General features: G+C 44.5%; 12 protein-coding genes and 1 tRNA gene. 4 read left to right on the top strand and 9 right to left on the bottom strand.

From position 1 onward, the window contains the following. The first annotated feature begins 214 nt into the window (after positions 1 to 214). Positions 215 to 290: transfer RNA gene (locus tag CUZ56_RS11440), tRNA-Gly, on the top strand. 250 nt (positions 291 to 540) lie between these two features. Then, a complete protein-coding gene (locus CUZ56_RS11435; protein ID WP_126980536.1) occupies positions 541 to 1,815 on the top strand; it encodes a tyrosine-type recombinase/integrase in 1,275 nt (424 codons plus the stop codon). A 55-nt stretch (positions 1,816 to 1,870) separates the two neighbouring features. Here CUZ56_RS11435 and CUZ56_RS11430 read toward each other — a convergent pair whose 3' ends face one another. Further along, positions 1,871 to 2,116 carry a helix-turn-helix domain-containing protein gene (locus CUZ56_RS11430; RefSeq protein ID WP_126980535.1) on the bottom strand — a complete coding sequence of 82 codons (246 nt, stop codon included), beginning with the start codon at positions 2,114 to 2,116 and terminating at the stop codon, positions 1,871 to 1,873. 101 nt (positions 2,117 to 2,217) lie between these two features. Here CUZ56_RS11430 and CUZ56_RS11425 point away from each other — a divergent pair, with 101 nt between their 5' ends. Further along, on the top strand, positions 2,218 to 2,439 hold the full coding sequence (locus CUZ56_RS11425) for a helix-turn-helix domain-containing protein (RefSeq protein WP_126980534.1): 222 nt from the start codon (positions 2,218 to 2,220) through the stop codon (positions 2,437 to 2,439). Positions 2,440 to 2,537: 98 nt separating this feature from the next. Here the strand turns inward: CUZ56_RS11425 and CUZ56_RS11420 are convergent, their stop codons facing one another. From CUZ56_RS11420 to CUZ56_RS11385, 7 genes are all read right to left on the bottom strand, one after another. Then, the gene (locus CUZ56_RS11420; protein ID WP_126980533.1) at positions 2,538 to 2,963 is read right to left on the bottom strand and encodes a hypothetical protein; all 426 of its coding nucleotides are present in this window, start codon (positions 2,961 to 2,963) and stop codon (positions 2,538 to 2,540) included. A gap of 336 nt (positions 2,964 to 3,299) precedes the next feature. Next, complete coding sequence (locus tag CUZ56_RS11415; RefSeq protein WP_126980532.1) at positions 3,300 to 6,548, bottom strand: type I restriction endonuclease subunit R; 3,249 nt, start codon at positions 6,546 to 6,548, stop codon at positions 3,300 to 3,302. Between the two features lie 61 nt (positions 6,549 to 6,609). Further along, positions 6,610 to 7,809 (bottom strand): restriction endonuclease subunit S, encoded by a 1,200-nt coding sequence (locus tag CUZ56_RS11410; RefSeq protein WP_126980531.1) that lies wholly within the window; start codon positions 7,807 to 7,809, stop codon positions 6,610 to 6,612. Next, positions 7,806 to 9,353 (bottom strand): type I restriction-modification system subunit M, encoded by a 1,548-nt coding sequence (locus CUZ56_RS11405; protein ID WP_126980530.1) that lies wholly within the window; start codon positions 9,351 to 9,353, stop codon positions 7,806 to 7,808. The genes CUZ56_RS11410 and CUZ56_RS11405 overlap by 4 nt, the downstream gene beginning before the upstream one ends. A 283-nt stretch (positions 9,354 to 9,636) precedes the next feature. After that, entirely contained in the window at positions 9,637 to 10,362 is a 726-nt protein-coding gene (istB, locus tag CUZ56_RS11400; RefSeq protein WP_126980529.1) for an IS21-like element helper ATPase IstB, read from the bottom strand. Further along, on the bottom strand, positions 10,349 to 11,851 hold the full coding sequence (gene istA / locus CUZ56_RS11395) for an IS21 family transposase (protein ID WP_126980528.1): 1,503 nt from the start codon (positions 11,849 to 11,851) through the stop codon (positions 10,349 to 10,351). The genes istB and istA overlap by 14 nt, the downstream gene beginning before the upstream one ends. Before the next feature lie 130 nt (positions 11,852 to 11,981). Beyond that, positions 11,982 to 12,818 carry a phage integrase N-terminal domain-containing protein gene (locus CUZ56_RS11385; RefSeq protein WP_239442436.1) on the bottom strand — a complete coding sequence of 279 codons (837 nt, stop codon included), beginning with the start codon at positions 12,816 to 12,818 and terminating at the stop codon, positions 11,982 to 11,984. Between CUZ56_RS11385 and CUZ56_RS16200 the strand changes: the two genes are divergently transcribed. Beyond that, a complete protein-coding gene (locus CUZ56_RS16200; protein WP_239442438.1) occupies positions 12,717 to 12,947 on the top strand; it encodes a hypothetical protein in 231 nt (76 codons plus the stop codon). The two genes, CUZ56_RS11385 and CUZ56_RS16200, sit on opposite strands and share 102 nt — an antisense overlap. A 693-nt stretch (positions 12,948 to 13,640) precedes the next feature. On the opposite strand, the gene CUZ56_RS11380 is transcribed toward CUZ56_RS16200, so the two are convergent. Further along, on the bottom strand, positions 13,641 to 14,681 hold the full coding sequence (locus tag CUZ56_RS11380; protein WP_126980619.1) for an IS481 family transposase: 1,041 nt from the start codon (positions 14,679 to 14,681) through the stop codon (positions 13,641 to 13,643). Positions 14,682 to 14,996 lie beyond the last annotated feature (315 nt).

Below are 14,996 nucleotides of genomic sequence, written 5' to 3'. Positions count from 1 at the left end.
ATTATATGGTTAACGCCCCAGGCGGCACAGTAGGATAACAAAGGCGCAAATATACTGATAAAGCCTCTTTTCAACCTGGACGAAATTTGAATAGCATTAGCGCGTACTTACGATTTCTGTTGAAATGGAACGCCAATTCCAAGAGCTGTTTGGGGGAATTTGAAAATAGCACTTGCATAGTTAGCAAAGATTACGCATAATAGCATTCTTCTTTGCGGGAATAGCTCAGTTGGTAGAGCGCAACCTTGCCAAGGTTGAGGTCGCGAGTTCGAGCCTCGTTTCCCGCTCCAAAACATCTTCCAAGATCGTCTTTAGACGTTCATAAGTCTTTGAAAATAAAGACACATTTTTCCAGTATCGCTTCCTGATATCCATGGACATTCATGGTCAGCCACGAATTTTTAGTACAAAAACTAGTACAACTTTTGTATTAGGGTAGTACAACGCCGTAATCGGCTTTCTTGGTCTTAGTGCAAGCGATTGCACCTCTAATCTCGTTTAAACATTTTTAGTTAACCAGATTTAAAGAGGTGAAAAACTATGGCGTTAACCGATACTGTGGTCAAACAGGCCAGACCCAAAAACAAGCCCTATCTTATCAATGACCTGAACGGCCTTGCGCTGTATGTTGCCGGTAATGGCAATAAGCAGTGGCATTTCCGTTTTTCATGGCAGGGAAAACAGCAGCGTATCTCTTTAGGGCGTTACCCCGCTTTGACACTCAAGCAGGCCCGCAACCTCAGAGATGAAGCCCACGAACAGATAGCCGTTGGCATTGACCCGCGTTATTCACGCAAAAGGGAGGCTATTTCCCATGGCGATAACACTCAGGGGCTGATTACTTTCAGAGAATTTGCCGAAGTCTGGAAAGCATTTAAATTCTTTAAACTCGGCACCCATGACCCCAAAAACCGGCAGGGCACACGGGTACAGATTGAGCGTTATTTGCGTAAAGATATCCTGCCGGAGTTAGGCAATTTGCCCCTAGAGCGCATCACCCGCGCCGATGTACTGGCCGTGCAGCGCCGCATAGAAGCCAGAGGCTCATTATCCATTGCCGAGAAAGTCAGGGGCTGGCTTAATGAAATCTTTCGCCATGCGGTGGCGGAAGGCATCATTGACATGAATCCGGCCTCAGAAATGGACATTGTAGCCTTGCCCCAAAGACCGACACAATACAATCCGTTCCTGAGAATGCATGAAATCCCCGAACTGCTGGCAGCGTTACACCAGTATCAAGGAGAGCGGCAAACGGTTTTAGGGCTGCGCCTGCTTCTTTTAACCGGTGTACGCACCGGAGAGCTGCGCTATGCCGAGCAGGACGAGTTTGACTTGGATAATGCCCTATGGCGCGTACCTGCGGAAAGCGTCAAGCAACTTAAGAAACACGCTCGTTCAGAAAGTGAAGAGATACCGCCGTACATTGTCCCGTTATCCAGACAGGCGGTAGAAGTCCTCAGGGAGTTGTTTCAACTCAAATACCCGTGGCAAAATTACCTGTTCAGGCACCGCAGTGAACCTCGGCAGACCATCAGTGAGAACACCTTAAACCAGGCATTACATCGCATGGGCTTCAAGAACCGGCTGACCGGCCACGGTATCCGGGCCACCCTCTCAACGGCACTCAATGAAATGGACAAATACAAAAAGGCCTGGATAGAAGCACAGCTATCGCATTCCGACAAAGACGCGGTGAGCGGCACATACAACCATGCGCTGTATGTGGAACAAAGAAGACAGATGATGCAGGACTGGGCTGATAGGCTCGATGTGTGGAAAGCCGAAGGACTGGAAAAACAGACCAAAGAAAGTTAATTCTGTTTCATGGTAAAAAGAAAAGCGCTGTCATGCGGACAGCGCTTTTCTGTGTTTAAAACTTGTAACGCTTGACCTTGATTTGACTCAATATCCGAGCCGGATCAAGTGAAAGTAAACGTGCCATGTGCACGAACTCAACAACATCCAGTCTTCTTTCCCCATTTTCCACTTTGGCAATGAATGATTGAGGACGACCAAATGCCTGAGCCAGCTTTTCTTGAGTGATACCTTGTTCAATTCTTGCATCTCTGAGTGTTTTGATGACACGCTGGTATTCTTGTGAGTAGATTGAACTCATCTCTTTTTCCTCTGTAAGAAATCCTAAAATCGAATATCTCTCATTTACTTTGTTATCCCAAAATGGGATACTATTTTGGGATCTGAAAAAGGAGAATAATAATGAACAGAGATGACTGGCACAGGGCAGACATCATTGCCGCATTGAAGAAACGGGATACATCATTGGCAGCGTTATCCAGAAGCTCAGGGTTGGCTTCGGCCACACTTGCCAATGCACTTTACCGCCATTGGCCTAAAGGAGAGCAGATTATTGCCCGTGCTTTAGAGACCACGCCACAGCACATCTGGCCTTCACGTTATCCAAAAAAAGAAAAAATTTGATTCAATGGCTGTATAAAGATAAAAACGCTGTCGTTACTGGCAGCGTTTTTACTTGTCACATTGAATAATGTGATTCAGATGGTAGAAAACCCATCCCATCAGGATTTGTTTTCTTCTTTGTAGCGTTCTGCCGGTGGTTTTTTACCAAGTATGGAATAGATTGTCCTGATGTGCCTATTCCTGGTTTCCGGGGATGCTGGTATGTATGGCTGATCCTTGCTTGGTGCTACTGGTGGCTGTAAAGATGCTCCTCTGGATGAATTTTGTGGCTTTTGATTTGGTAGGGTGAATCTGAACTTTTTCTTTCTGGCTAATTCAATTAACCTGAATAAATAACCGGCTTCGCTTATGATCCCGCCACTCCTGCACCGGGTATCCCAATTTTCCAGCACGGCTTGCTGGATAACGGTTTCCAGATAAGCCAAATAGGAGATGGCATCGTCCTTTTGGTCGGTTCTGAGTTGATGAAACCGCTGTGGAAAAATTAGCTGGTTTGATACACCGTACGTACGTTCTTTTTTCATTTTATAGACCTCTTGAAAAATAAATTACGAACGTACGTAGTAGACCTCAGAGGTAAAACAAAATCAGAATAAATGCAAAATTGGTCGTGCAGATTTCGAAATCCCTTTACTGGTGGGTGTTAGCAGGGGATTTAGGATTAGTGATAAAAAATGCAGAATTGCTCTGTTCGTATTTTTTATCCGCAGATTTTAAAACCTATTACTTAAAAAGCAAGCAGGCATTATGTGGATTAGTCGTTACCTAATCTAATAACGTTCTGTTATGATGCACAAACAAATTTGATAGCCAGCGAGAAGTGAGTGCAGACATCATAATGACCACTGCTTGGCTGCAAATCATTGACCCAACTCTCCCGCTAACAACTCAGCCTGCTTTAAAACAGTCTCCGTGGCAAGCAAAGACATATCTGGCGGGTAGCCATATTTTTTGAGCAGGCGCTTTACAACAACGCGTATTTTTGCCCGGGCAGCTTCTTTAACGGTCCAGTCCAGGCTGACATTATTACGAATAGCTTCTGTCAAAACGACTGCCAGTTCACGTAGTTTTTCCTTTTCCATTAATTCACGTGCGCTGTCATTATCTGCGACAGCAGAATAGAAGGCATATTCGTAAGTATTGAGATTGAGCTGGCTCGCAAGGCTGTCCGATTCCTGAATGTTTTTGGCAAGTTTGATCAGTTCATCAATAACTTCAGCAGCGGTCAATACTTTGTTCTGATAGCCATTGATTGCCGAAGTCAGCATATCCATGAGCTTTCTGCCTTGTGTGATACTTTGGTTAGAACGAACCCTGATTTCATCAGACAGTAGTTTTTTAAGTGTTTCAAGGGCAATATTTCTATGCTGGTAATCCTTCATCTCCATCAGGAACTCTTCGGACAGAACAGAAATATCAGGCTTCTGGATTCCCGCAGCGTCAAAAATATCCACCACCTCATCCGTGACCAATGCCTGATCAATGGTCTGTTTGACACGGACTTCCAGACTGTCATTATGTTCATCTTCTGAGCCATCCGTACTGCCTGTACCTTCAGTAAATTTGTTTAAACGAGCTTTGATTGCCTGAAAGAAAGCAACTTCCGGAGCAGCTTCCATCGCTTTATCATGTGGTGTAGCCAATGCAAAGGCCTGTGACAATGCAGCAACCGCAGCCAGAAAACGCATTTTGCCTTTACCGTTTTCCAGCCCCAGAATATGGTTTTCTGATTCAAGAATAATCGTCAGGCGCTGTGAGGTCGTCGCCGTAAAGTAGGCTTTGTAATCATAGCCATGCATCATACCTTCAAGGATTTCCAGTTTTTCCTGCATCAGCGTGACAGCTTCTTCCTGAACCTCAGCAGGATCTCCCCGTCCTCCTGCATCAGAATAGAATGATAAGGCTTCTTTTAAATCTGAGGCAATACCCAGATAGTCAACAACTAAGCCACCAATCTTATCCTTATAAACCCGGTTGACACGCGCAATGGCCTGCATCAGGTTATGACCCTTCATTGGCTTATCAATATAAAGCGTATGCATGCTTGGCGCATCAAAACCGGTCAGCCACATATCACGCACAATCACCAATTTCAGCTTGTCGTCGTCATCCTTCATTCTGTTAGCCAGAACCTGGCGTTCTTTTTTAGTGGTGTGGTGTTTGGCAATTTCTGGCCCATCTGAAGCGGATGAAGTCATAACGACTTTAATCACGCCGTCATTTAAATCATTACTGTGCCATTCAGGTTTGAGGGCGATGATTTCCTTATATAGTTCGGCGGCAATACGGCGGGACATTGTTACTATCATACCCTTGCCATGATCCGCATTGGACTTTAACCGCAATTCAAAGTGTTGAACCATATCCGCCGCAATCGCTTTGATGCGTTTTGAACTGCCGATAAGCCCTTCGATTCTGGCCCATTTAGAACGTTCTTTCTGAGTAAGCGCCAGCTCATCCTCGTTAAACTCATCATCAAATTCTTCTATTAGCTGGCGGCCTTCCTCACTGATGGCAATTTTTGCCAGACGGCTTTCATAGAAGATACGCACGGTTGCACCATCTTCTACGGCCTGAGAGATGTCATAAATGTCAACGTAGTTACCAAAAACAGCCGGGGTGTTCACGTCTGTTTTTTCTATAGGTGTTCCTGTAAAACCAAGGTAGGTCGCATTAGGCAGAGCATCGCGCATGTATTTGGCAAAACCATAAACGGTACGTTTACCTGTTACGTTACCTTCACTGTCTTTCACATCTACTTCTTTGGCGCTGAAACCATACTGGGAACGGTGCGCCTCATCAGCAATTACCACAATATTAGTACGGTCTGACAGTAACTCATAAATATTGCTGCCATCATCCGGCTGGAATTTTTGAATCGTTGTAAACACAACGCCGCCAGAAGCAACCTTTAAATATTCTTTGAGTTCTTCGCGGTTTTCAGCCTGCTTAGGTGTCTGGCGTAAAAGCTGTGTGGCAGAAGAAAACGTGCCAAATAATTGGTCATCCAGATCATTACGGTCAGTGATCACTACGACTGTTGGATTATCCAGCGCCAGCACAATTTTGCCGGTATAAAACACCATTGAAAGAGATTTACCGGAACCCTGCGTATGCCAGACCACACCCGCTTTACGATCCCCTGTTTTTTGTGCATTGACCAGATTCTGGCTGCTGCGTCCTTGCTGTCGCAGAGCAACTTCTGCTGATGGAGAATCCGCATTCACTGCCGAGGCGCGAATAGTCGAAAGTACTGCTGCATTAACAGCGTAATACTGGTGATAAGCCGCCATTTTTTTAACCGTTCGGATACTGATAATCCCTTTGGCATCTTCATGTTTACTGGATTCAAACACAACGAAGTGGCGGATCATATCCAGTAAGGTCACGGGGTTGAGTAAACCCTTTATCAATACTTCAAGCTGTGGCTGGGTACTGGTTGCCTGCGTTCTACCGTTTGAGGTTTTCCACGTCATATAGCGGCTGAAATCTGCAGAAACGGTTCCGGCTTTGGCTTCAAGCCCATCAGAGATTACATTAAACGCGTTGTAAGTAAACAGGCTGGGAATCTGGTTCTGATAGGTTTTAATCTGGTTATATGCACCCAAAACAGTGGCGTTCTCGTCTGTGGCATTTTTGAGTTCAATCACGATTAACGGCAAACCGTTAATGTAAATAATCATATCCGGACGGCGGTTATGGCGGTCTTCCCGGATGGTGATCTGGTTAACGGCCAGAAATTCATTATTGGTTGGATCGTTAAAGTCAATCAGCCAGACAAGCTCACCCCGAGTGTTACCCTCTTTACTGACTTCAATATTGATCCCTTCGGTTAACAGTCGATGAAAAGCCAAATTGTTTGCCATCAGATCAGGAGAGCTGATTTGCATCACCTGTTTCAAAGCGTCATCACGTTTCTGCTCATTGAGGTGTGGATTCAGACGTTTCAGCGCAGCACGCACTTTTCCTTCAAGAATAACCTGTTGATAGCTACGCAATGGGTTAATACCGCTGGGTTCGATATCAGGGCCATAAACATACTCGTAGCCCAACCCTTGTAATTGCTCAATTACCATCACTTCAATATCGGATTCGGTCATCTTTGCCATGCGTACTATCCTTATTATTGTTGCTTAACCAGACAACAGGTTGACTACTCGTTTTATTATTTTATGCTATTGACTCGATTGCTTCTTCTGCATACTGAACCCGAACTTCGCCGCTCATTAGTTTGGGAAGAAGGGTGTCGCGGAGTTTTTCTAATGCCTGAATTTGTTTCAACTTTTCAATTCTTTGGTTTAGTAAAGGTTCAATCTGCACTGACATCACGTTTAATTCACTATCTGAAGGTATTTTTACCATAGCTTCATCAAGATCTTTTCTTTTAATATGCCCCATAGTTGTAGCATGGCTTTGAGAAATACTAATAAATTCTCTCAAGTGAAATTTGCACCATTCATAATAAAACCATTTTGGATATTTATTAGATCTAACATTAAAAAGATGCTGATTAAGTACACAATTAGGACCAGACCAGATTTTGACCATTAGAGATGCAGACCATGCAAAAATTACATCTCCATGATTAACGACATACTCAGGTTTGACATTCGCAGTTGCCATATCAGTATCATTGGTTACACCTGAATTAAGCTCTTTAATTTTTAGAACAGGTAGGCTTTCTTCGCCGATAACCGCAGGGAATTTTTGACATGCTAACCCATTTGTAAAAGTGGCTATCTGACTAAGAGATTTTTCTTCCCAATGTTCTTGAGGGAATTCAATAAACCATTGCCTAAACAGCGTTTCAGCCATAGATTCCAGCGTTTTATTTTGGCGATGAAGCAGGTCTATTTTGTTATCAAGAGAGGACAGCACAGAGGCGATGGCTTTTTGTTCCGATAGCGAAGGAACTAAAATAGGTAATCTATTGAGAATACTACTATTTAAATTTGGCATTGTGGTTCCAACCGCATTGGCTGATACCCAAGATTTAACTGTGTCTGTAGATAAGTAATATGAGCAGAATATGGAGTCCAACTTTTTATTATGAATTCTAATTCTTAGGCAACCAGTTCCACACAACCAACCATTTTCTCTTTCTGTGATTAAAGCACATTTCTCAACATCACCTCTTCGGCTATAAATGATGTCATTTTTATGAACAAGATATTTTTCTAACCTATTAGCGTCAGACTTAGAAATATGACAGATCTTGTCCTGAACGATATTCCGTGCAGACCCAATATTAACTGGCATAATTGAAGGAATACCTGCTGGGACATAGTCTGAGGCATGTAATAAGCTACCAAAGGGGCCTGTTTGAATAGCTACATAATTACCTAGTGTATCTTCTAACCACTCACTCATAACCTCACCTTCGCCAGATTTTCAGCGATAGCCTTATTCAGTCGGGCTTCTTCTTTCAGTTGAGCTTCAAATTCAGCTTTCAATGCAGTAAAGCGTTCTTTAAAGTCGAAATCATCTTCTTCATCAGCAAGACCAACGTAACGGCCCGGTGTTAGCACATAATCCAATCCAGCGACTTTATCAATATCTACGGAAGCGCAGAAGCCAGCAATATCCTCATAGTCACCGTCTTTGTTACGCCAGTTATGATAAGTATCAGCGATAGTTTTGATATCGTCGTCGGAAAGCACTTTGGTACGGCGATTAATCAAGTGACCAAGATTACGAGCATCAATAAACAGAATTTCTTTACTGCGATCGCAATACCGAGCGCTGTTTTGACGATCACGGCGCATAAACCATAACGCTGCTGGAATCTGGGTATTCAGGAACAGCTTGGCAGGTAAGTTAACAATACAGTCAATCACATTGGCATCTTTAACCAGTGCAGCGCGGATATCACCTTCACCAGAGGTTTTAGAGGTTAAAGCGCCTTTTGCCAGCACAACACCTGCTTGGCCTTTAGGCGAGAGGTGATAGAGGAAATGTTGCATCCAGGCAAAGTTGGCGTTACCCGCAGGTGGAGTGCCATATTGCCAGCGGGCATCTTCGCGTAGTTGTTCTCCTGACCAGTCGGAAACATTAAACGGTGGATTAGCGATGATAAAATCAGCTTTTAAATCTTTATGCGCGTCATTGAGGAAAGAGCCTTCGCTGTTCCACCGGACATGTTCAGAATTAATACCACGAATAGCCAGGTTCATTTTTGCCAGACGCCATGTTGTCTGGTTGGATTCCTGACCGTAAATCGAAATATCGTCAATATTACCTTGATGGGCTTCAACAAACTTTTCTGATTGAACAAACATACCGCCAGAACCACAGCAGGGATCAAAGACCCGGCCTTTGTACGGTTCTAACATATTGACCAAGAGAGCTACAATGGATTTTGGCGTATAGAATTGGCCACCTTGTTTACCTTCTGCCAGCGCAAACTCTCCCAGAAAGTATTCGAATACATGCCCCAAAACATCAGCAGAACGCGCTTTGGCATCGCCTAATGCAATATTGCCAACCAAGTCAATCAGTTCACCCAGTACGGTGGCATCAAGGTTTTGACGGGCATAGACCTTTGGCAGCACGCCTTTTAATTGAGGATTATCGGCTTCGATAAGCTCCATTGCTTTATCAACAAAAATACCGATTTTCGGTTGCTTGGCCTGAGATATCAGATAGCTCCATCGTGCCTGTTCCGGCACAAAGAACACGTTATAAGCGGTGTACTCGTCTTTATCTTCCGGATCAGCACCAGCAAATTCACCTTGACCAGCTTTCAGTAATTCATAATGTGACTCAAAAGAATCAGAAATGTATTTAAGGAAAATCAGCCCCAGTACAACATGCTTGTATTCGGCCGCATCAATGTTTTTACGCAACTTGTCAGCCGCTTTCCAAAGGATAACCTCTAAAGGTTCTGCTTTGATTTCTTTAGGTCTTCTTGCCATTATTGTCGTTTTCCAAATTCAGACGGATAACCTATTTTGCCTTAAAGCTCTCGCTATTACGAGTGTCTCTTATGAAATTTAGTTAATTGCCCTGAGAGATCTGTGTGCTTCCAAGCCTTTGTTGGATTGAGCTGACTTACAAATTGAATTGATGAACATCCGTTACTGACACTGAGACGACTATCAGATTCGATTCTGAGCAGAATCAAAAAGGTTTCAGATTAAGTATGTGTCAAATACAGTGGAATAGTGCACCGGGGTAACGGTCTAAAAGTGCACCACTTCAAGACCTGTGTTTAAAACGGTAAGAATCATTACCTGTTTCAACAATATCGCAATGATGAACAAGCCTGTCTAATAGTGCAGTGGTCATCTTTTCATCAGCAAATAAAGTAGCCCATTCAGAGAAGGCCAGATTGGTTGTAATGACAATACTGACATGCTCATGTAACTGGCTAATGAGATGAAACAACAAAGCCCCACCTTTTTGAGAGAAGGGTAAATAGCCCAACTCATCAAGAATGACCAGGTCATACTTGATCATCTGAGTATTGAGTTTGTATTGGTTGGAGTCCTTGTCCAGTTCAAGCTTGTTAACCAGATCAAGCACATTCCAGAAACGCACCTTTTTGCCCGTTGATGCAGCATTAATGCCAATAGCTGAGGCCAGGTGAGTTTTACCCGTTCCAGGTCCACCAACAAAGATGAGGTTGCGCTTATCTTCAATAAATGAGTTATCCATGAACAATTCAATGGCGGGTTTATTGACAGGGCTGGCTTTAAAGTCAAACTCAGCCAGCGTTTTATGTGCGGGGAATTTGGCCTGATTGATGCGATACTCAATACTGCGAATTTGCCTTTGAGCTTGTTCAGCTTTGAGCAGTCTGTGTAAAATATCAAACGTAGAGCGTTTACGCCTGATACCATCAGTCACAATTTCATCCCAATAGGAGCTCATGGCAGTGAGCTTTAACTGGTTAAGGATATCAAGGCATTCAGCGCGTGGCATGGAGTTCTCCTTTGAGTAGGTTGTCATAGCGCACGCAGTTTGCTTGCGGTGGCGTATTCAAAGGAATTTCCTTGCCTTTTATTTTAGGAATAATGGGTTCATTGAGCCGATTGATAATATTACATACAGCCTCTACAGTTGGAACGCCTTCTTCCAATGCCAGACTTGCTGCTGTAATGCCTGTATCGTCCCCATGCTCGGCAATCAGACTAAGCAGTTCAACCATGGCTTTATCACCTTTAGGCTTGGCAAGCAGGCATTTTTGAAGCTCAAGCAAAGGTGCAGGCAATTGCCAGTTTAAAAAGGGTTCTCCATTGCGTAATGCACCTGGTTTACGCTTTAAGGCACTTAAGTAATGCCATGCGTTATACGAAGAGGCATTTTTAACAAAGCTGCGCTCGTGTGTGGCAACGCATTGGCCTTGATAAACAACCTTGATCTGCTGAGCAAAAACCTGCAATGTCACCTCTTTGCCAGCAAACTCACAAGGCACGCTGTATTTATGACCCTGATATACAACCAGGGACAGATTGCTGACATAAACGAGTTTGGCCCGATACCAAGGATAAGTGCTACAGCGTGTTAAAGAGCCTTTCTCGACTTCCAGGGCCTGAGCAACCGTTATCTTTTTATCCTCAGGGTGTCTGAACTCATGCATCAGCAAACTGCACTGCTCACGCAGATACGCGTTAAGCTCTTGCACATTGGTAAAAGACAGGGTGGGTTCAAATAATCGCTTACGCAAGGTTTTAACCTGGCGCTCCACTTGTCCCTTCTCCCAACCTGAGGCAGGTGTGCAGGCAACAGGCTCAACGAGGTAATGATTCATCAGCCCCAGGAACTGTTCATTCCATGTACGCTCCTTGCCTGTTTGAATGGCAATAACAGCAGTCTTCATATTGTCATAGATGCCTCGCGAGCAAGTACCTCCAAAGAACTCAAAGGCTTGATTGTGTGCATCCATGAGCATTTCCATTTGCTGATTTGGGTAAGCCTTGATAAAAAACGCTCGGCTGTGGCAAAGTCGAAAGTGGGCAACATTGACTTTAACGAGCTCGCCAGCCAATTTCACCGTTTCAACACTCCAGTCAAACTGGTACGCCTCAGCTATACCAAAGCTCTGAGGAATAAAGACCTTTGTTTCCTTTAAGCGCTGTTGAGCATTAAAACGCCTGGCATAAGCACTTAATGCACTGTATTGCCCTTCATAACCCTGGCTCTTTAACAGCTCAAAGAACCTGCGGATGCTTAAACGCTCCTTGGCAGGCTTGGCGGCATCAGCCAGTAAATGTGCATTAATAAACTCAAGGTGAGGCCCAAGTTTGGGGTACTCCTGTTTACTGCGTTGGTATTTGGGCGGCTCTGTAGTGTTTAGGTGTTTGCTCACCGTTCTTCTGTTAAGCCTTAGGCGTTTGGCTATTTCTCTACGTGATAGTTTGTCTTTATAAAAAAGCCTTCTTATTTTTGCTATTGTTTCCATTAGTAACATCCAAAGATTTCTCCGGCAAAAATGCCTAGAGGTTAGTTGCTTCCACAGGTGGTGCACTTTTGCACTGTAATCCTATGGTTCTTTGGTGCACTTTTACACAATATTTAACATAAGTATGGGCCGGTACGCATCAAGTCCCAACATAAACCGCGACCACCTCAAGGCGCTCATGCCCGAGCTCTCGGCTGATCGTCTGTCTGGCCTGTTGGTCTATCACTCTTTCCTCTGTTGAAAGAGATTTTTGAGCAGGGCCTTCTGCCTTGGGCGCTTTCCATCCGGTAAACTCCTCATAACGCTCCTGAGCGTATTGGTGCCTCAGTCCATGCATGTTACTCAATCCGGACTGTTTGCATTGACCCTCATAGACATGCCGTTGCTGGATATAACTTTTCTCTTGGGGTATCAGTGACCCTTTACCTGCAAACCGGTGCAGTTCATCAAGCAACTGCCTTTGTGCAGGTGTCCTGACAGGGATACTTCTGGGCTTGCCGCCTTTGGTCCATGAGCCTTTCAGCTCAATATGGTCGCCCTTATCGGCATCGCTCACGATGAACTTGATAGACTCCTTTCTTCTGAGTCCGAAGGCCGCCTGTAATTTCAGGCTCATCTGGATATGGGCGTCAGTGACCAGGCTGAGCTTGTCTCCATCCAGTGTTTTGGCTTTATTGTTTTTGGTGACATAAACCCGCTTTTCTATTCCCAATGTCGTATTGTCTTTGGGGATAACACTGGAACGGTTCACCTTCTCAGCCCACCAGCGCAGTGCAGCCATTCTGTTTTTAATCGTGCCTGCCGACAAATCCTGCTGTTTCCACGTCTGCACCAGTGCTTCGATATGTTTGGGTTTCAGGGAAGTCGCTTTCATATGGCGAAATCCCAGTTCGATCAGTTCACTGGCACACAGTCGCAATATTTTGAGGCGGTCGCTTTGCGTATTGGGGGCGCCATCATGGGAGCGGTGGCACAATTGTTTAAGCTGGTAAGTCAGGTCATCCACGAATCAAACACCTCATCATTGCTGCATCATCAAAAAATATCTTCTGGTCGTTTGCTGAATTCAAAAATGGTTAATGTTATTGCCAACCCGATCCAGTGAAGGAGACAGGTTCCTGTAAGCCGTTGCTTAACAGACAAGGGCCAGATGTATCAGCGACATCTGTTGCTCCAGTTGGAGCGCCTGCGGTGCTTTCTGTTGAAAGCGGTCTACGCAGGGAAAGACAAAAGGAATAAATACAGGTTGGGTTAAATGAACCTCCTTATGAGTAGTTGATAAAGCATTGAGACAGGAGAGTGCGAAAACGCAATGGCAGAAGAGAAAAGGGCATCGTCACGAGACGATAACTATGAGAAACGCTTTTCAAAATGGCTTGCAGAGCCGGTTTGCCCGCCCTGTCACTACAGGTAGTGACAGGGCTTGTTTGCGGCAATGTTCAGCTTTTGAGTAGGTTGGCGCAGTTGTCGCCAGGGGAAAGTATCTGGCACATACGGCGCTGGAAAAGGCGTACACTCGCCCAAACGGAGGGAGTGATGCCGTGTATGTAACGGGTGTGAAGAAAAATGACTCGACTTCTGACGAAGCAGATACTCCAAGAGTTCGTATCTCTGGGCTTATGTGCTAACAAGCACGCTAAGTCATTTGATTGTAGGGAGGTTAAAACGTGAATGCAAGAGCTGTTTAGGGCAGTGGACGCAGGTGAATGTCTATGGAATGAACTATTTTAAATCTGTTAAATTGTACTAGCTCAGACCCGATCAGACAGTTACCAGTATTTGCAGGGTATCTGTCAGTTTAGATCTGATTCAGGTTTTTCTCCTGCCAGATCAGCTTGGCCTCAAGCAAAGTTTGCATAGGAGTTCTCCCACAGCACATTTTGCCCTGATGCGTTCTTTCATTATTGTAGAATTCCAGCCAGACATCAAGGTCTTGCTGGAGTTCATCCAACGTAGAATAAAGTTTCTTCCTGAAGGTGATCTGGTAAAACTCCTGTAGGATGGTTTTATGAAACCTCTCACAGATACCATTGGTTTGAGGTGACATGGCTTTGGTTTTCGTGTGATCAATGTCGTTAAGAGCCAAATATAACTGATAGTCGTGACGCTCGACAGCGCCACAGAACTCTGTACCTCTGTCAGTGAGTATGCGCAGCATAGGAAGTTCGTGCGAGGTATAAAATGGCAACACCTTGTCATTGAGCAGATCTGCTGCTGTAATAGGTGTCTTGCTGGTGTAGAGCTTGCAGTGAGCTACTTTTGAATACGTATCTACGAAGGTTTGCTGGTAAATACGGCCTACCCCCTTGAGATTGCCTACATAGAAAGTATCCTGTGAGCCCAAATAACCGGGATGCGCCGTTTCGATCTCCCCGCAAGCCTCATCGTCATGCTTTTTCTTCTCCAGCGCCGCTATTTGTGCATCGTTGAGAATAATGCCTTCCTGGGCTACTTTCTTCTCTAAAGCTTCCAGGCGCTTCTTGAAATTTTCCAGACTATGACGTAACCAGATCGAGCGTACACCACTGCCAGAGACAAAAATACCTTGTTTACGCAATTCATTGCTAGTTCGATGTTGACCATACGCGGGGAAATCAATAGCATATGTCACAACAGCTTGCTCGGTTTGATCGTCGACTCGGTTCTTTAGGTTGGGGACACGCTTGCTGCGATTAATCAAAGAATCCACACCGCCTTGATCTGCCAGCTCTTTGTAGCGATAAAACGTGTCTCTTGATACACCCATGACTTTGCAGGCCCTGGACACATTGTGAAGCTCTTCGGCCAGATTTAACAAGCCTACTTTATGCTTGATGATTTGGTTGGTAGTATATAGCATGAGAGTTACCTCTTTTAAGTTTTGATTAAAGGATTCGATACCCATTATCAAAACTGGTAACTCTCTCTTTTTCAAGCTAAGTGTCTGATTTCATCCAAACTAGTTCAGTTAAATATGCCCCAAAAACATCAAAACATTGCGCCAGAACACATAAATTAGGGCTGACGCGCTGCGCTTGTCGCCTGTTTAAATTCTTAGTCAAAAGTGAGTAAGAATTTAATCAGGGTCGATATTCATTGAGGTTTGATAATATCCCTACACAGTGCCGGTATGACCAGAGTTGCCGCAGTGATTTTCCTTTACACTTCCCACAAC

Source organism: Saezia sanguinis, assembly GCF_003991585.1.
GTDB classification, from domain to species: Bacteria; Pseudomonadota; Gammaproteobacteria; order Burkholderiales; family Burkholderiaceae_C; genus Saezia; species Saezia sanguinis.
This window is presented reverse-complemented; position numbering and strand designations above follow the sequence as displayed.